Source organism: Rheinheimera sp. UJ63 (genome assembly GCF_021568285.1).
GTDB lineage: Bacteria > Pseudomonadota > Gammaproteobacteria > Enterobacterales > Alteromonadaceae > Alishewanella > Alishewanella maricola.
Genome location: NZ_JAKGTQ010000002.1, coordinates 679543 through 698155, shown reverse-complemented (window position 1 = coordinate 698155; position 18613 = coordinate 679543). Strand labels below are relative to the sequence as shown.

Genomic DNA, 18613 nt, shown 5'->3' with positions numbered 1-18613 from the left:
TAACAATGGGCTTTTCAGTGATGGTGCCTTGAGCAATAACGGCAGGTTGCTGCGTTTAGCACAGCGCAACCTGCATCAGATCATCGCTTTGTTTTAGGCTTTGGTTGGCTGATGATAACGCTCAAACCAGTCTAGAATACGTTTTAAGCGCTCAACCAAATTTACCGGTGTCCCGCTTCGAGACAAACTGTGGTTCTCATCTTTAAACACCACCATTTCAACCGGTACTTGATTGGCTTTTAACGCATAAAACCACTCTTCGCCTTGACCAATGGGCGTTATGTGATCGGCGGTGCTGTGAATAATCAAGGTGGGTGTCGTGACTTTATCGGCATGCTTTAACGGCGAGCGATCCCAATACAAGTCATAGTTTTCCCAAATGCTACCCGCAAATTCACGACGCATTGAATTGGGTGGAAATTGCTGCGTACCCGCCTCCGAGATCCAGTTACTGACACTGCGCTGCGTAACTGCTGCTTTAAAACGACTGGTTTGCGTGGTGATCCAATTGGTTAAAAAGCCGCCATGGCTACCGCCGGTGATAAACAAACGTGTTGCATCAAGCCAGTCGTGTTGCTGTAATACCGTATCCAGCACCGCCATATTATCGCGATAATCTACACCGCCGTAATCGGCATGCACCGCATGTTGATGGGCAAAACCATAGCCGGTACTGCCGCGATAATTGGTAAAGACCACGGCATAACCTTTGGCAGCCATCATCTGAAATTCATGAAACCATTCGTCACCCCACATGCCACCGGGGCCACCTTTGATATTCAATACCAGTGGGTACGACTGCCCGGCTTGCCAACCAAGGGGTTTAATGAAAAAGCCCTGACTTTTGCCCTGCTCGTGTTCAAACCAAAACGACTCTAATGGCTGTAGTGTTAACTCAGCCAATAACGCTTGATTAAACTGGGTTAATTGGCGCGGCGTATTGCTCTCTGTTTGAAACCAAATTTCGGGCAGGTTTAGCGCATCTTGCCACAGGTAGCTTAGCTGTTTGCCATTGGCGGAAAGGCTCACATTTGAAGCACTACCTTGTTCGCTTAAGCGAATTTGCGTTTTATCACGCCGTAAGTTGAGTTCAAAAAGAGGCCGAGCGCCTAAGTGATCCGCACTGAGTAAAATACGATCATTATTAAGCCATTGCATGCTACTGGCATTACGATCCCAATCAACTGCCACCTGTTTGTTATTGCCATCGCGTAAAGTCAGCAACACTAACTGCTCTGGCGTAAAGTAATCGGCTTGATATTGATAGAGCAGTCGACGGCCATCGGGTGACCACTGCGGCGCGCTGGCATTACCGGGCAAGGTAGGCAGTTGCTTGGTAGAGCCATCGCTTAATTGATAAAGATATAACCCTTGCTGCATGCTGCCTTCTAGCGCCTCCGCACTGCGATCTGAAGCAAATACAATCTGCTTGCCATCAGGTGAAAATGCCGCTGAATGATCATGCCAACGTGTGTCACCGGTGAGTTTTGTCAGTTTTTCGCTGTTCAGATCCAATAACCATAAGCCAGAGCGGCGTTCATTTAAATAGCCACCGCCATTGCGTTTATAAAGCGCATCAGTGATCACCACCACATCAGCTTTGGCTTGCTCACTTTTGCTTTTTTCTGTGCTGGGATCTGTAACAGTCGGGTCAATGCTTAACGTCAGTAACAGCTGTTTGCCATCCGGTGACCAACTAAAATCCCGTATGCCGGCTTGTTTTAACGCAGTTACGGCACGTGCTTCGCCGCCTGCCATCGGCAGAATATACAGCTGTTGCCCCGCTTCACGACCAGAGATAAAGGCCAACATGCTGCCATCAGGAGACCACACCGGGCTGCTATCGGCGTTACTAAAACTCAGTTGCCGTGGCGGGCTTTTGCCATCGGTCGCCACTAACCATAGGTTACTTAACCGCTCACGTTTATCGGCCGCAATGGTGGTGTGTACAAAGGCTACCTGCTTGCCATTGGGCGCTAATTGCGGCTCTGCCACAAACACAAAACGATAGTAGTCTTCTGGCTGCATGCCTCGGGTAGCGGCAAAGGCACCAAAACAACAGCACAAAATGAAATAGACAAAAAAACGTAGCAACATAAGATCGACCTTTAGCTGAATCACGATAATCTTGATTGAAACGTAACCGCTAAAAATCTACAAGTGAAAACCGTTCAACGTGCTAATAAATACGTTTTATTTTAATTAAATCAGCAGGCTTTAGTGAACAAAGCCAAACCGCTTTACGCCAGTTGCCTGAGGCAATAGCGCTAAACGGTTTGTTTAGCAGAGAAGCATGGCGGGATAATGAAAAACCCAAGCTTTTCACGTGCTAGGCTATAAATAGCTTTTAAAACGCTGCTCAGCTTGGATATAGGCTTGCTCTGCGCTATAGGCTTGTTCTTCTAACCCCGGCAACGCATTAAGCGCTTCATTAATTTCATATTTATGCAGCTCAATTTCATTTAATAACTGTACTCGGTCATCGCGCGTTAAGCCATCTGCTACCAGTAATTCAGTTTTATCGACGATTTCCTGCTCTAAATTCGCAATAACACGACGTTGCTTATCAATGTTCGAACGCGCTGAATTTAACGCTCGCTGCAATTCAAACAAGGTTTTGCCATCGCGATAACCGAGCAAAAAGCCCTTTTCTAAGTCGGGCATACAGCTATTTTGATAACTACTGCCGCGTTTGCCTACAATAAAACCGTTACGCGTAGTGCAATAACGCTCTGAACCTTCACGATGACCCAGCCGATACGCTTCCAGTTGCGGTGTGACACCGTGCTCTGCACACTCTTGCCGGTAAGTGGCAATGGCGTTTTCTGCTTTACCATTAACGCCATCTTCAAAACCAATAGTGCGCCAATCTGCCGTAATACATTGCGATTTGTTCATGCCAGAACAGCCAGAAATGATAATGCTCAGCAGCAAAAGTGGCCATTTATTGTTATTCATTACCGTCTCGATATACTGATTACGCCTCGTAACTCATGCATTACAAGGCAATGATGCCGTATACGTTAACTGCTAACACGCTGTTTTGGCAAGTGAGGATCCTAAAGACACGGTCTTATCGCCGTGCCGTGACGAAACGCGCCGCTCTGCAGACAACATTTTTATCACCCGCCTGTTGCTGGCACATACCGTGTATGTAAAAAAGATTGGCCATTTTGCGTTGCTAACAGGCCGAAGTCTTTTTGGTGATGCTATCGTTCATGCTTTAGGTTGGACCTGACATTTTGTTGGTTGGCACTGCATTATAGTTGTTCAGCAGCGCTTGCACCTCAGGTTTACTCGCGCCATAACTAACAATATTAACGGTTAAACCACTGTGTTTGTATTGCTCTAGTGCAGCGCTGATCGCCTGGATAATCCACTTTGTCGGGTTACCAAAGGCGCCACCACCGAGTAGTGTTAAATACAGCGTTTTATTGCCTGTTGCTGCGGCGTTTACTACTGCTGCAGCCAGTGTTGCCTCGTAAGCAGCTTGCAATACCAAGGTGGCTAACGGCTGCCATAACGCTGTGCTGTGTTGGCTATATGCCACTGGCATAGCCGAGCAATAAGCTTGCGACACGGCATGAAAACAGCCTTTGAGCGTAACTTGGGTATCGAGTTGCAAGCCAATTTTTATCCGGCCGCGTAATTGCGCCAATTCAGCGCTAGAGCAGGTTGTTAACGCCTGATTAATCAGTAATAGTTGTTGCTGAGTTGGTAATGCGTAACCATTTTTCATCAACCAAAGTGGCTGATCACTGCGCCCCGTGCTTGTTTTAATATGGCTAAGTAAAGCGTCAGCAAAATCATCCAACATATCTAACTGGCGCTCAGCCGTTTGGCCTAGCTTACCTTGCACCGGCACAAAGTAGTTGCGATAAATCAGCCCAGCACCACAGGCCATAGCGCAGGCTGGGCCTTGGGTTTTATCAAATTGATAATTGGTAATACCGCTATCTGGGGTAATGGTCGGTGACACCATTTCTAACAAGTTAAATTGTGATGCAACTTGAAATAGCGCCCCTGCATTTTTCGGATCGGCATGTAAGGCTTGTGCATCTGCCACCACCTCGCGCAGTTGCAGGTGTGATAACGGTTGCTGTGGCTGCTGTAACACAGCCGCTGCACGGGTATGTAACTCAGCTAAACTTGGCGTGATTAACGAGCCCACTTTGTAGCTTAAACCATTCACCTTACTGCGTAGATAATCACCCTCTAGCTGCAGTAATTGTCTGATCTGGGCGGCGCCCTGCTCTTTAAAACCGGTTAACGCTGCAAACCACATACTTATCTCCCTAAAATGGCATCCCTGCCTCGTTATCCCTTGCTCATCCTGACCTGCTTTTGGCAGTCGCGCCGCGTTAACTACTGAGTCAACAGCGGCATACATCCTTACGACAAACAGCATAACGCAACGTAAAAAAGCCGCCATACTGTGTAAGTATGCAGTGTCGCTTTTTCAGGCAGATCTCGTTTACCCTGCAAAAAAATATTAGGCCTTAACCTGGGTATGTTCTACTGTTTGATGAGCCGATAAACGGTTGAGTAAACTACCAAACCATGCTTAGCTTTTATCGCTTATTCGTTTAGCCAACCTGCGTGAAACCAACACCCAAATTGAACATTTGGAAGGGCTTGTAAGGATAAAGTGATTTATGCAGGCAGCATAGGGTGTTTTGCTGATTTAGTGTATCTTGTTTACCAGTATTATTTTTGTTAAAACGCTGCGATTTAAATACCGACAGTGTTGTCACCAGGTTAGCGCAAGCACATGCCATTTTAAACGAGCATCGTTTAGCCTAGCCCATTTAGTGGTGTCTGCTTTGCAGACAGATCAGTTGCATTTGAAAAGGACTTTTATGCTATCTAACGCTACTGCTGTATCAGCGCCCACCGAAAATTGGCCGCTACGTTGGGAATTACTGATGCGTTATCGGCTGATTGAAATTGTGGCGCAATGGGAAGGTCGGCTCACGACCAATCATTTGTGTAACAGTTTTGGTATCGCTCGCCAACAAGCGTCAAAAGACATTAATACTTATTTACGTGAAATCGCGCCAAACAATCTGGTGTATGACAGTAAGTTAAAAGGCTATAAACCTACTGCCGAATTTAGCCCGAAAGTTACACGTGGCCTCGCCGACGAGTATTTACATGCACTGGCCAGTTCACAAGATTTTTCGCATACCTTTACCCAACTTGATCTAGGCTTTACCCATACCGAAATACTCACGCCACCGCTGCGCCAGGTGAAACCCGAGATCTTACGTACTTTGGTGCAAGCGGCACGCGAGGGTAAAAAAATTGATATGGGTTATGTGTCGCTATCATCACCCGATGAAGAAAGCCGCATCATTGCGCCGCACACCTTGGTATGCACACCACTGCGCTGGCATGTGCGTGCTTATTGTGAGAAAAACCGAGATTATCGTGACTTTGTGCTCAGTCGTTTTCGGGGCATTAATGGTGTTGAAGGTGATGCCAATATGCGCCGTGAGCAAGATCAGCGCTGGCAAAATACCGTCGATATCGTGCTGGTCCCTGACTCGCGTTTAAGCGCTTATCAGCAAAGTATTATCGCTGAAGATTACCATATGATCGCAGGTAAACGGATTATCACGGCGCGTTCAGCTTTAGTACCTTATGTTGTCCAAGCGCTGAATCTGGATTTACATAAATTAGATGCCAGGCCCGAGGCGCAACAAATTATGGTCGCTAACCTAGCAGAGGTGCGTTTACACGCCTTTTAGCGTTGATTTACACACAGCCTTGAAACATATCTTTATCGCGCTGATACACCGCAGTTTGCACATTAAACATACCCAGCAAGCTATGAAATACATTATCGTGACTGTAAGGCTCGGTTTCTTTATCCCGCAAACAATTTGCGGTAAGTGTATGCGCAGTTGCATAATCGGGCGACATCCACCAAATCAGTGGCACATGTGTTTGTGCGTCGGGCGCCATAAAATAGGGTAACCCATGTAAATAGACGCCGCTCTCACCTAAAGACTCACCATGATCTGACACATAAAACAGCGCCGTTTGATAAGCGGTTTGTTGTTGTAAGCGGTCAATCAAGTCGGCTAATAACTGGTCTGTGGCAACAATGCTGTTATCGTAAGCATTGATTATGCTGCTGGGATCGCACAGTTGTAATTGCTTATCGCCACATTCGGGTAAAAAATGCTTATCTTGCTCAGCACTTCGCTTAAAATACTCTGGGCCATGGCTCCCCAGCTGATGTAAGACAATCAACCGATCAGCGGTGATATGCTGCGCCAGTTGTGCTTCCACGGCAGGTACTAAAATGCGGTCGAGGCATTGACCATCGTGACACCATTGTGTCTGCTGCTGTTGAAATAACCATTCAGTGGCCACCCGATCACATACCCCTTTACAGCCTGAATTATTATCCAACCACGTTACCGCTACGCCACTGCGCTGCAAAATATCCAACACATTACTGCTGTTTTTAGCTATGCGTTCGTCATAGTGTTGTCTGCCCATATTCGAAAACATACAGGGTACCGAATGTGCCGTTGCTGTGCCGCAAGAGCTCACTTGCTGAAAACTAAATACCGGTAATTGACTTAATTTAGGGTTAGTGGCGCGCTGATAACCGTTTAATTGAAAATGATCAGCTCGGGCGGTTTCGCCTAACACCATGATAATTAACCGCGGTTTGCTTGGCCCAGCATAAGGCACGCGCACCGCATCTTGCCCAAGCAAAGTAAACTCTGTTGGAAATTGTTGTTGCAGCAAAGTATTTCCCATGGATACCGCAGCAGACACCGTACTTAACGGTAATGCCATATGTTTAACTTCACGGTTATTGCGAAAAAAAGGCGCGAGCTGTGCATATTCCACCACCACGATACTGCTTAAAGCCAACATCATTAACACTAAACACAGCAGCCAATGCTTAAGCCATTGCATACGGGGCAATCGCCGTATTTTAATCAAGGCGCTGGCCAGAAGCGGAAACAACATAATAGTGATCACCTGCCAGTACAGGTTTAATGACAAGATCCCTTGTGCTTCGGCTGCATCGGTTTCGATAGCATTTTGTAACATGGCTTTATCGATAACGATGCCAAAATTATCGATAAAGTAAAGACTGATGGCCCCTAAAGCAAACAGAGCGATTGAAATAGGCTTTTGTAATCGATTAACACTCAACAAAACCAATAACAACAAATTAAGTAACAGCAACATACTAAGTAAAAATGCTTGTAACACATATTGGCCTGGCACCTTGGCTTGTAATGCGGATAAAAAAGGCGCGTTTAACATGAAGGTCATGCCCATGGCCATTAATACGGCAAACCATAACGGATGCCAGGCATGTTGTAGTGCCCGTAAACTAAAGGTTGTATGATTTATCGTTAATGCCGCTTCAGCCATATTGACCCCTCTTAAAACCTTGCCATGTTTTTCGGCGCTGAAACACCGAGCTAAGCTGATGGCTCAGCTAACACCTAGCCGTTGTGGTAAAACACAGCATCGGGCAGCTGCTGAGCACCGAATACCGCGCAGCTTAGAGCAGCTTACTTAAGAGAGACTGAAGTTGCAGGATGAAGCAAAGGCAGTTTGCGCGTTAAATTTAAAGAAAATACCGCGCAACAACAGCAGCGTTAAACCAATAAAAGCGCCGCTCTCCTTATCGGTCAGGCTTAGGGTAAGTCGGTGTGATCAGCCTACACTTTCGCTAAGCCCCCTTAAATTTAACGAAAAGTACCAGAGCTAGGTTTTCGGTTGTTGCGGCATGTCGGCCTGCTTTTGCTTCCAACTCAGGCTTTCTTCTACCGCATTTAATACCCGATTAAAGGATAATGGTTTCATAATAAAGCTATTTATAATGCCTTGATCCATCGCTTCAGATAGCTGTTCAGGATAACTACCAGAAACCAGCACAATAAAACTATTTGCATTGTGTAAACGCAACTCATTGGCTAAATCGATACCATTCATTTCGGGCATGCTGTAATCAATAAAGGCTAATGAAATATCAGCGGCATGTCGTTTAAAAAAGGCCAAAGCAATCGAAGGCGAGGTAAAGCCTTTATTATCAATTTGCTGGCGCTCTAATAACTGACCAAGCGTGATCAGAAAATCCGCATTATCGTCCACTAACACCGTTAACCCCGTCCGGCTTTGATGGTTTTCTCGATCGGTAGTCGCAGGCGCGTCATTATTTAACTGATTAAAACGCTCGTAAGGTAAATAAACAGTAAACTCTGAACCCACACCGACTTCAGATTCACAGCGCACAAAACCTTGATGATTACTCACAATATTTTGTACTAATGACAGCCCAAGCCCCGTACCCTTACCTTCGGCCTTAGTCGTAAATAGCGGTTCAAACATATTATCCATAACAGTTTTACTGATGCCACAGCCATCATCGGTAACCCTTATTTTCACCCAAAAGTCGAAGCTCGACAGGGCAAAGAAATCGGTGTGATCAACAATGTACAGCTTGATATTTAAATGACCTTTCGCTTTACCGCCATGTTTAATCGCATCAATGCTATTACTGAGTAAATTGATAAACAGCTGATGTAACTGCGAGCGATTACCGCGCAAATTCAACATACCATCACCGGAATGATTACTGATGGATAACTCGATATTACTGGCAAGATTAGCTGAAATGAGTGTTTCTACGCCTTTAAGTACCTTGATCAGTGATACCGTACTTTTTTCTTCCTGCTCATTACGTGAGAATAACAAGATCTGGTTGATTAATTCTGCAGCACGTTCAGAGGCCGCCACAATATTATCTAAAGCGTCATGTACTTTGGGATCCGTTTTAATGCCCGACTTCTCCAGTAATAGTTGGCACATATCTGCATTAACAATGGATGCTGCCAAAATATTATTAAAATCATGCACTACGCCACGGGTTAACGCACCTAGCGCTTCAAGTTTATTCGATTCACGTAACTGTTTTTCTAAAGCGCGGATCTCGGTCAAATCTTGAATATTGGCTACACGAAAACATTCGCTACCCTCTTTGTTATTAACTTGGGAGACGTTGACGATAACCGGGATATGCGTGCCGTCTTTTTTAACCATAACGGATTCAAAGGATACAAAGCCCTCTAGTGCCACACGTTTAATAAAACGTGGTATTTTCTCATGCTCTTCCTCGCTATAAATATTTTTAAGCACATGGCCTTTCAGCTCGCCAATTTTATAGCCCAACATATAAGCAAAATGCGGATTATGCTCGCCAATAATGCCGGTTTCACCACGCGAAATGGCAATGCCCCAACGCGCGCTATGAAAGATTTGCTTCCAGATACTTAATTCGTTTTCAAAATTAACTTGCTGGGTAATATCACGTTGTAATGAAAAGTATTCTTTAATATTCCCTTGCGCATCCAGCAGCGGATGAATGGTTAATTCTACCCAATAAGGTTTGTTATCGGCGGTATAATTGACTAAGCGGCCTCTATATACATCCTTGGCATGTAACGCAGCGGAGATTTGTTTAATGACCTGTTTATCCGTATCAACACCCTGCAACAACAAACCAGGATGTTGGCCTTTACAAGCGGATAACGAATATCCGGTACAACGTTCAAAACTGGCATTTACCCATTCAATTTGTCCATTTTTATTGCACAGCACCACCATATCCGAGGTGCTTTGGACTACTTTGGCCAAACGATTAATTTCATCAATATCCGTATTTTGTTGCTGTAAAGATTGCGCCAAACGTTGCGTCAGCTTGGCAAAGGCAAGTTCGATCACTTTAATTTCAATCAAACTAGAATGAGGTATCACTTTGGGTATAGACAGCGCCAGCAATCCCTGCTCATTGCGCACGGCCACCTGACTAATATAGTTATTCACTCGAGCAAAGGCTTTAGCTAAACGCTGGATCGTTAATAAAATGAGTGCAGAGGAAAGTAAAAACAAGATAACCAAACCGAATAGCGCTTTACGATGCTGTGCTTTTAATGGCACTAAATACTCGCTGTTATCAAAGGCATTAATAACAATCCAGCGATAATCGTCGTTTATATTAATCGTATTAATGCTAATCGAATAGGCTTGTTGATCGTACTCTATCGTAAAATAATCAGTCTGATTAGCCAGATTTAACGCTTGTTGGTGGTGTTGTTGGTAAGCCTCATTAACCCGACTTAAAAATTTATCCTGAGTAAAAGATAATTCAGTGGTGCGCAGCGCCGTTAATGAAGAATGACTAATAATATGCCCAGCAGAATCAATAATGACGGCGCGATCACTAGCATGCAATAATAATTGCTTTAACATGTCATCAATAAAATCGACGAACAAATTAAGACCAAACACCCCCACTAATTGCTGCTCTTTATCATAAATCTTCGTACTTAACGGTAAAGCATAACGATCGTAAGCATGGTAGACAAACATCTTGCCCCACACCGGGCTATCACTGTTTAAAGCATCTAAATACCAAGGCCGCTTTGTTGTCATAAACTCGTTACGTCGCGTCATCAGATTGTTTATTTTGCCGCTGTTGTGCGTATCGTAAAACTCTATAGCGCCCTTGCTATCCGGTGTAACTTGCATTAATTGAATATCATCAATACCTATTCTGCTGTAACCGGTAAACAGGCCGTCTGGCGTACCAAAAAAAATGCCATCGATATATTCAAAAGACTGTATTTGATTGAAAAAAAGCTCAGTTAATGCGGTTAAGTCAGAACGAGTGGCTTGGGCTAAGATCACTTTAATTTCTTGTTGGTTAAACTCGAGTACCGATTCAGAATTGCGTAGCATCAAACCAATTTTTTGTTGAATTTGACTGGCCATATTTTCATGTAAGTTCTGTTGTACTTGTTGTAATGAACTGTTGTTCACTGAAATCATGGTCAGCGCAATAAAACAAAAGGTTATGCCACTGATACTGAGCCACAAAATAGAGAGATAGGCTTTCAAACTAATGCGTTTAAACATAATAAACCCTTTAAAATGGGTACGCTTCCAGCGTAGTGTTGCCAGTTAAACCACTAACTTGTAGCCAAAATTACGCACCGTAATTAATAGCTTCGGCGTGCGACTGTCTTGTTCAATTTTTTTACGAAGCCGGCTGATACTAATATCCACCGCCCGCTCCGACTCTGCCGTTTCAAGTTTTAAACAACTGTCGAGTAATTGCTGCCTGGAATACACCTTGTTCGGATTGCTGGCGAGTAACTTCAGGATCTGAAACTCACTCGGCGTTAGCGGTTGCACTTTACCCTCTTGATCCTGTAAATCGTGCGCTTCAATATCTAAACGCCAATCACCAAATTGTAAAACTGTCGCTTTTACCGGATTTTGATGTTGTGCAGTCAGTGCTAAACGCCGCTCAATGCGCAAACTTAATTCACGAGGCGAGAACGGCTTAACTAAATAATCGTCTGCACCTAACTCTAAACTGGCCACCCTATCGTCTATATCAGTTCGACCACTGATGATAATCACCGGTAATTGTTGGCTGTAACGCAATTTTCGTAATAAACATAAGCCATCTTCATCGGGTAAGCTCAGATCTAACACTAAAAGATCAGGTTTAATATTATCGAGCATGCTTAAGGTATCCGCCGCGTTTTGACAATACGTTACACGGTAACCCAAAGCGTCTAAATAGGCCTGCAAGGCAATACCAAACTGATAATCATCATCAGTTAATAACAAATGCTTTGCTTTCATGGTGTAATCCTTTTGCTGTACATTATTACACGGTAACAGCGCGTGTCTGTGGCGCTATAAACGGTTGCCACTGCCCATACGTTGAATTTGGCTAACCACCACCTCGGCGACATCAGCTAAAGGGCTGATCACTTTGACACCCCCAACCTTTATCGCTTCACCTGGCATGCCAAATACCACGCAACTCGCTTCATCTTGTGCCACAGTAAAGGCACCTTGCTGAAATAATGACAGCATCCCTTTGGCGCCATCTTTACCCATGCCGGTCAAAATCACCGCCAACACGTTTGCCCCCGCGCTGCGCGCTAACGAGCCAAACATGACATCAACCGAAGGCTTATGACCAGTAACCCGCTCACCATCATCAAGTTTAATGCGGTAATCAGCACCGCTGCGTTCAATTAACATATGCAAATCGCCTGGAGCAATATAAGCATGCCCTGGCAAAACACGTTCGCCATTCACAGCTTCTTTCACATTGATTTGACACAGTTTATTTAAACGTTCGGCAAAGGTTCGGGTAAATCCCGGCGGCATATGTTGGGTGATCACAATACCCGGCGAGTTTGAGGGTAAATCAATTAACACCTCTTTAATGGCTTCGGTGCCGCCCGTTGAGGCGCCTATGGCAATAATTTTTTCAGTACTGCTGTAACTCAGATGTTGCGGTTTACTTGTGCCGCTGCGTGTTTTTGTTTGTTTAGCCTTAGCCGCAGCAACCATTCTGATTTTTTCTAAAATCATGCCACTGTATTGCTGCATGCCTTCGGCAATGCCGACGGAAGGCTTAGCGATGTAATCAATTGCACCTAACTCAATAGCCCGCAAGGTGGCATCGGCGCCTTCTCGCGTGAGCGTTGACACCATGAGCACCGGTGTTGGCCTGGCGCGCATTAATTTATCTAAAAAGGTTAAGCCGTCCATTTTCGGCATTTCAATATCTAGCGTGATCACATCCGGGGCAAATTGATTCACCATATCTCTGGCCGCATAAGCATCCGCTGCCGCGCCCACTACCACCATATCGGGTTGGGTTTGCACAATAGCGGAAAGTAACTGCCTGATCAGCGCAGAATCATCGACAATCAGTACTTTTATCGCCATGCTCACTCCTCAAATAACTCAACATCACCTGCTCTAACAATTTCACGTAACTTCGAGCGATATAAACTTTCCCGATCCAAAATAGTGGTGTTGTTTAATGATTTAATCTTTCTAACTGAAACCTTGCCACTTTCTGGGAAAAAGTAAACTTTGCGTGGATAACAATCGAGTAAATCCGCATTTAACAGCGTGATATTTTCAATCGCCAGATAATCTAAAATAAACTCGGCGTTACGTTCCCCCACATTATTGATGGTTAAACCTTTTAGCACATTGCCCCCACCAAACACCTTGGCTTGTAACCTTTCACGCTGCGCACCTAGCTTCAACATTTCGTTAATTAACTTCTCCATCGCAAAATTGCCATAACGCGCTGAATCAGCGATACCTTGTGCGCTAATATTAGTATCGGTTGGTAATAAAAAATGATTCATCCCCGACACTCTTGCCACCGGATCGCGTAAGCATGCCGCCACGCAAGAACCTAATACCGTCACAATCACGGGATCTTTGCGTGTAGCAAAGTACTCACCTGGCAGTATTTTTACCGCCTCGCGCTTAAACTGCGTGTCAAAATAACTGTTAATGCCATCAACTAATTCTTCGCGTTGCGACGTCATGCCATGGTTTCCTGTGCAGCGCGATAGGTGGTTTTGCCCACAGGATGCACCAAATCCTTTAAATGACTAAAATTTTCTGAATGCCCAGCAAAGTACAATCCAGTGGGTGACAATAACGAAATCATCCGAGCCAATAACTGCTCTTGAGTAGGTTTATCAAAATAAATCATTACATTACGGCAAAAAATAATGTCGAGTGGTCCTCGTACTGGCCATTGTTTGTCTAATAAATTAATTTGCCGAAACAGTACCGTTTTCGCTAGCTCGGGTACTACCCTGACTAAGCCCGCATTACGGCCACTGCCCCGTTGAAAAAATTGCTTTTTGTACTCTAATGGCACGCGCTCAACTTTATCCTCGGTGTAAATAGCCGTTTTGGCCTGAGCTAGCACTTTACTATCGATGTCGGAGGCGATAATGCTTATCCCCGTATTAAATCGTTGCTTCACTTTTGCCACTGTCATAGCAATAGAATAAGGCTCTTCACCGGTACTGCTGGCGGCACACCAAATGTTTTTCACTTCAGGGTGCCGTCTTAGGTACTGCTCTAACATATCAAAATGATGCGGCTCACGAAAAAACGCTGTTAAATTGGTTGTTAAGGCATTAATAAAGTTTTCAGTTTCGGCCTTATGCTCGGCTAAATAACGCAAGTAACTGCGAAATGAGGCCATTTTTAAGGCCCGTAAGCGGCGACTCAAACGGCTGTACACCATGGGTTGTTTTGAGTCGCTTAACTTAATGCCGGCCAGCTGATACAAGGTGCGACGAATAGCTTCAAAATCTGCCGCGTCAAAACTAAATTCCCTTGCCTCATTAACCATAGTTAAAATTCATTCCATTCATCTTCATCCGACGGCTTAGCTTTTAACGCTTTCGGCTCCGGTTTTGCCACTTTTACCGGCGACTTAGTCGCTTTTTTTAAAGGTGCTGCCAGCTGTTTTTTCGGTGCCGCCTTTGCTGTTAAACCAATGGCTCTGGGCTCAGGCGCGCCTAAAATTTTAAATGACGCCACATTTAAGCTTAATTGCGAGGCTTGTGAGCTCATGCTCTCAGCAGCTGCCGCAGCTTCTTCTACTAAGGCGGCATTTTGCTGTGTTACTTCATCCATTTGCGATACGGCCTTACTGACTTCATCAATTCCCGCAGCTTGCTCTGCTGATGCGGCAGCAATTTCTGACATAATGTCGTTCACCCGCTTGATCGACACCACAATTTCTTTCATGGTGGCACCGGATTTATCGACCAGCGCATTACCATTAGCAATTTTACTGACAGAGTCTGATATTAAACCTTTAATGTCTTTGGCCGCATTGGCCGAACGCTGCGCTAAGGTTCTCACCTCAGAGGCGACCACGGCAAAACCTCGGCCTTGCTCGCCGGCTCTTGCGGCTTCTACCGCCGCGTTCAATGCCAAAATATTAGTTTGAAAGGCAATGCCATCAATCACGCCGATAATATCGGCTATTTTCTCTGACGATTCTTTGATTTGCGCCATGGTTTTAGTGACTTGATCAATCAGATCGCCACCTTCAGAGGCTACCTTGGTTGCACTCGAAGCCAAGGTACTGGCTTGATTGGCGTTTTCTGAGTTTAACCGTACCGTACTATTTAACTGTTCAATACTGGATGCGGTTTGTTCTAAACTGGCAGCCTGCTCTTCGGTACGGCTTGATAAGTCAGCATTGCCGGTAGCAATTTCTTCACTGGCTGTTTTAATCGTATCGGCAGCTTCAGCAATCTCACTGATCATCTGCGAAAGTTTTTCAGCCGTACTGTTAGAGAAGTCTTTTAACTCACCGAAAGTACCACTGTAATCGGTTTCGATACGATTGGTTAAATCACCATCGGCTAATGCATTTAACATGTCCGCCAGTTCTTGTAAGCTGGTACCCGACACCTCCATCAAAGCATTTAAGCGCTCGGCTAAACTTAAAATAAAGCCCTCTTTACCTTCAACAACAATACGTTTAGTAAAATTACCTTTACCTGCAGCTTCCACTAAGGACGAAACTTCAATTTCCGCTTCAACTTCGGCTGTACGATCTAACCATTCGACGCTGGTTCCTAAACGCGTTTCGCCATCAAAAATAGGATTAGCAACTAATTTAAAATGCAAACGTCCAACTTTAATTTGTGCTTCATGCGTGCCGGTTAATTTATCCAGTAAATTCATTTGGTGAGCGGGGTTTTTATGAAAGATATCAATAGAGCTGCCGATCACTTTATCTACAGCAAAATGCGGTAAGGCTTTACGTAATTCACTTTCTTGCCGGCGCAACATCGCTTCAACCGAGGTGTTCATATAAATAATTTTACGTTCGGCATCGGCAATCATAATATTGGTGGTGGTGCCATGCAGCGCAGTCATCATACGCTTAGCATTTACCTCATTAATCAGCGTTTGGGTAAAATCAATCCATTCTACTGAGGTACCTAAGTGACGATTTTGATTATCGATGATCGGGCTTAAAAACAATTTAAAGGTGCGGCGACCAATTTTAATTTGCGAAGTATGGGTTTGTGATAAACGCGATAACATATTACGCTGATGCGCGGGGTTTTTATGAAAGTTATCAATATTGGTGCCCACTAAATTTTTCACAGAAAACTGCGGTAGTTCTTTGCGAATATCGGCCTCAGCATCGGTTAATAATGACACCACCGATTTATTAACGTAAATAATATTCAGATCGTTATCGGCAATCATAAAAGCATTAGCGCTATTTTCCAGCGTTTGATAATAACGATCACGTTCAGCGGTTAACTCGGTGTTATTGTTAAACCAATTTAAATATTTCATGCAGTTACCCCTGTGACGTTGTAGTGTTAGCATCAACCAGGCCAAGCTCATCACTGCCGATTAACGCTTCAATATTGACTAAAATAAGCATCCGCTCTTCAACAGTCGCCAGACCTTGCAGGTACTTACTGTCGAAGGCGACACCAAACTCCGGTGGTGGCATGATTTCGGTAGCGGCTAAACGCACGACGTCAGACACGGCATCCACCACGATGCCGACAATACGCCCTAATACATTCAGCATAATGACAATGGTAAACTCATTGTATTTCGCTTCACCGATGGCAAATTTGATGCGCAAATCGACGATCGGCACCACATCGCCACGTAAATTCAACACCCCTTTAATATAAGGGGGGGCATTGGCAATTTTGGTCACGGCCTCGTAACCACGAATTTCTTTCACCTTCATAATATCGAGCGCATAGTGTTCGTTACCGAGCACAAAGCTAAGAAACTCAAACATTTCTGAATCTGAGTTCACGCCTTTGGCATTGTCTTTTGTCGCGTGATTCATACCATTTCCTTAGCACTGGTGTGGCTAACTAACCGAGCCAATGACTCGATATCTAAGATAAGCGCGACACTGCCGTCGCCCATGATCGTGGCTCCGGCTAAGCCATTGACCTTTTTGTAGTGTTTTTCTAAGCTTTTAATAACGGCTTGTTGCTGACCTTCTAGTGCATCGACAAATAGACCAAACCGATGTTGATTACTTTCAACCAACACAATGATGCCTTCTGCTGGAGTCGTGAAATGTGGTTGCACCCCCATCACTTCATATAAATTTAACAGCGGCCAATACTCCCCGCGTACTTTTAATAACGCACTGCCCTGAACCGTTTTAATTTGCTCGGGTTTGGGTTGAATCGATTCGATAATATTCACTAGCGGAATAATAAAGACACTCCCCCCGACCGACACCCCCATACCATCTAGGATCGCTAGGGTCAGCGGTAAATAGATATGAAAACTGGCACCAAGGCCATCGCGCGAGTCAATTTCGACACTGCCGCCTAGATCGGTAATATTACGTTTCACCACATCCATACCGACACCACGTCCAGAGACATCCGTTACGGCTTCGGCAGTAGAAAAACCTGGGGCAAACACCAACTGCCAGATATCTTGATCTGTCGGATTTGCAGGGATCTCAATGTGGTTATCTGCCGCTTTTTGTAAAATTCGTTCGCGATTTAAGCCTGCGCCATCATCAATAATACTGATTTGAATATTACCGCCACGATGCTGCGCTTTTAAAATCACACGACCGCTTGGATTTTTGCCCGCCGCCAGCCGTTTTGCAGGCAGTTCAACACCGTGATCGATGCTATTGCGCACTAAGTGGGTAAGCGGATCGGCCAGTTTTTCAATCAGGCTTTTATCAATTTCCGTATTACCACCCTCAATCAATAAATCAATTTCTTTACCTAACTTGGTGGATAAATCACGCACTAAGCGAGGAAATCGGTTAAATACAAAGGAGATCGGCAACATCCGGATCGACATCACCGCATCTTGGATCTCGCGGGTATTTCGATCTAATTCTAATAATGCCGATTGCAACTTTTCTGCCAGCGGCCCTTCTAGCTGCGCCCCAACCAAAGACAACATTGATTGGGTAATCACCAATTCACCGACCATATTCACCAAGTTATCCACCTTGCCGGTATCAACCCGAATGGTGGCACTTTCCACGGATTTTGCTGCAGCAGTAGGAGGCCGAGCTTTGTTCATCGGTTCAATATCGGGCGTTTTTGGATTAACATCGGTGGTTGGTACGGGGCTATTGTCAGTGACGGGCTCAAATAAACCAAAGCCGTCATCCTGCGAAACTTTCAGTGGTGCAGGGCTATCGAAAAAGCCGAAACTGTCCTCTTCATCCGCAGGTTTGCTTGGAACATCGGTGAAAAAACCAAAATCCTCATCTGCTTTGTTGTTGGCAGCTTGCTCAAATAAACCAAAGCCCTGTTCCGCTTCTTGTTTCGCAATAACGCTATCATGTTTATCTAATAAGCTTTGTAACTTCAATTTGGTTTGTGAAATTAATGCGGTATCTTGCGGCGCATCAGAGCGGTATGCCGCCAAGATGGCTTTTAACACATCACTGGTAATTAAGAATTCATCCACTAACTCGCGGTCTAGTTGTAATAAATGTTTACGCGCTAAATCAAGTAAGCTCTCCATAATGTGGGTGACTTGCGCCAGATGATCAAAACCGAAAATACCACTGCCGCCTTTAATAGAGTGTGCTGCACGGAAAATCGAGTTTAATTGCTCATCATCCACTGCCGTGATATCGATTGCCATTAATAATTGTTCCATTTCATCTAAATGTTCCTGACTCTCGTCAAAAAACACTTGATGAAATTGACTCATATCCACACTCATG

Annotated in this window: 13 protein-coding genes; 1 reads left to right on the top strand and 12 read right to left on the bottom strand. The window is 44.7% G+C overall.

Annotation, left to right across the window (positions count from 1 at the left end):
- Positions 1 to 93 precede the first annotated feature (93 nt).
- The 3 genes from L1N97_RS09250 to L1N97_RS09240 form a co-directional block, all read right to left on the bottom strand.
- On the bottom strand, positions 94 to 2097 hold the full coding sequence (locus L1N97_RS09250) for a S9 family peptidase (RefSeq protein ID WP_236129582.1): 2004 nt from the start codon (positions 2095 to 2097) through the stop codon (positions 94 to 96).
- Between the two features lie 237 nt (positions 2098 to 2334).
- On the bottom strand, positions 2335 to 2958 hold the full coding sequence (locus L1N97_RS09245) for a DUF2799 domain-containing protein (protein ID WP_236129581.1): 624 nt from the start codon (positions 2956 to 2958) through the stop codon (positions 2335 to 2337).
- A gap of 265 nt (positions 2959 to 3223) precedes the next feature.
- A complete protein-coding gene (locus L1N97_RS09240; protein ID WP_236129580.1) occupies positions 3224 to 4285 on the bottom strand; it encodes a hypothetical protein in 1062 nt (353 codons plus the stop codon).
- A gap of 574 nt (positions 4286 to 4859) precedes the next feature.
- On the opposite strand from L1N97_RS09240, the gene L1N97_RS09235 reads away from it, so the two are divergent.
- The gene (locus L1N97_RS09235; protein ID WP_236129579.1) at positions 4860 to 5750 is read left to right on the top strand and encodes a WYL domain-containing protein; all 891 of its coding nucleotides are present in this window, start codon (positions 4860 to 4862) and stop codon (positions 5748 to 5750) included.
- A gap of 7 nt (positions 5751 to 5757) precedes the next feature.
- Here L1N97_RS09235 and L1N97_RS09230 read toward each other — a convergent pair whose 3' ends face one another.
- The 9 genes from L1N97_RS09230 to L1N97_RS09185 form a co-directional block, all read right to left on the bottom strand.
- Positions 5758 to 7407 carry a phosphoethanolamine transferase gene (locus L1N97_RS09230; RefSeq protein ID WP_236129578.1) on the bottom strand — a complete coding sequence of 550 codons (1650 nt, stop codon included), beginning with the start codon at positions 7405 to 7407 and terminating at the stop codon, positions 5758 to 5760.
- 339 nt (positions 7408 to 7746) lie between these two features.
- Positions 7747 to 10956, bottom strand: a complete 3210-nt coding sequence (locus tag L1N97_RS09225) for a PAS domain-containing protein (RefSeq protein WP_236129577.1) — start codon at positions 10954 to 10956, stop codon at positions 7747 to 7749.
- 45 nt (positions 10957 to 11001) lie between these two features.
- Positions 11002 to 11694 carry a response regulator transcription factor gene (locus tag L1N97_RS09220; RefSeq protein ID WP_229585713.1) on the bottom strand — a complete coding sequence of 231 codons (693 nt, stop codon included), beginning with the start codon at positions 11692 to 11694 and terminating at the stop codon, positions 11002 to 11004.
- A 54-nt stretch (positions 11695 to 11748) separates the two neighbouring features.
- Positions 11749 to 12798, bottom strand: coding sequence for a protein-glutamate methylesterase/protein-glutamine glutaminase (locus L1N97_RS09215; RefSeq protein ID WP_236129576.1), 1050 nt, complete (start codon positions 12796 to 12798; stop codon positions 11749 to 11751).
- 2 nt (positions 12799 to 12800) lie between these two features.
- Complete coding sequence (gene cheD, locus L1N97_RS09210; RefSeq protein WP_229585715.1) at positions 12801 to 13418, bottom strand: chemoreceptor glutamine deamidase CheD; 618 nt, start codon at positions 13416 to 13418, stop codon at positions 12801 to 12803.
- Entirely contained in the window at positions 13415 to 14242 is an 828-nt protein-coding gene (locus L1N97_RS09205) for a CheR family methyltransferase (RefSeq protein ID WP_236129575.1), read from the bottom strand. The genes cheD and L1N97_RS09205 overlap by 4 nt, the downstream gene beginning before the upstream one ends.
- Before the next feature lie 2 nt (positions 14243 to 14244).
- Positions 14245 to 16221, bottom strand: a complete 1977-nt coding sequence (locus L1N97_RS17025; protein WP_329605548.1) for a methyl-accepting chemotaxis protein — start codon at positions 16219 to 16221, stop codon at positions 14245 to 14247.
- A 4-nt stretch (positions 16222 to 16225) separates the two neighbouring features.
- Positions 16226 to 16738 (bottom strand): chemotaxis protein CheW, encoded by a 513-nt coding sequence (locus L1N97_RS09190; RefSeq protein ID WP_236129574.1) that lies wholly within the window; start codon positions 16736 to 16738, stop codon positions 16226 to 16228.
- On the bottom strand, positions 16735 to 18612 hold the full coding sequence (locus L1N97_RS09185; protein WP_236129573.1) for a chemotaxis protein CheA: 1878 nt from the start codon (positions 18610 to 18612) through the stop codon (positions 16735 to 16737). The genes L1N97_RS09190 and L1N97_RS09185 overlap by 4 nt, the downstream gene beginning before the upstream one ends.
- Position 18613 lies beyond the last annotated feature (1 nt).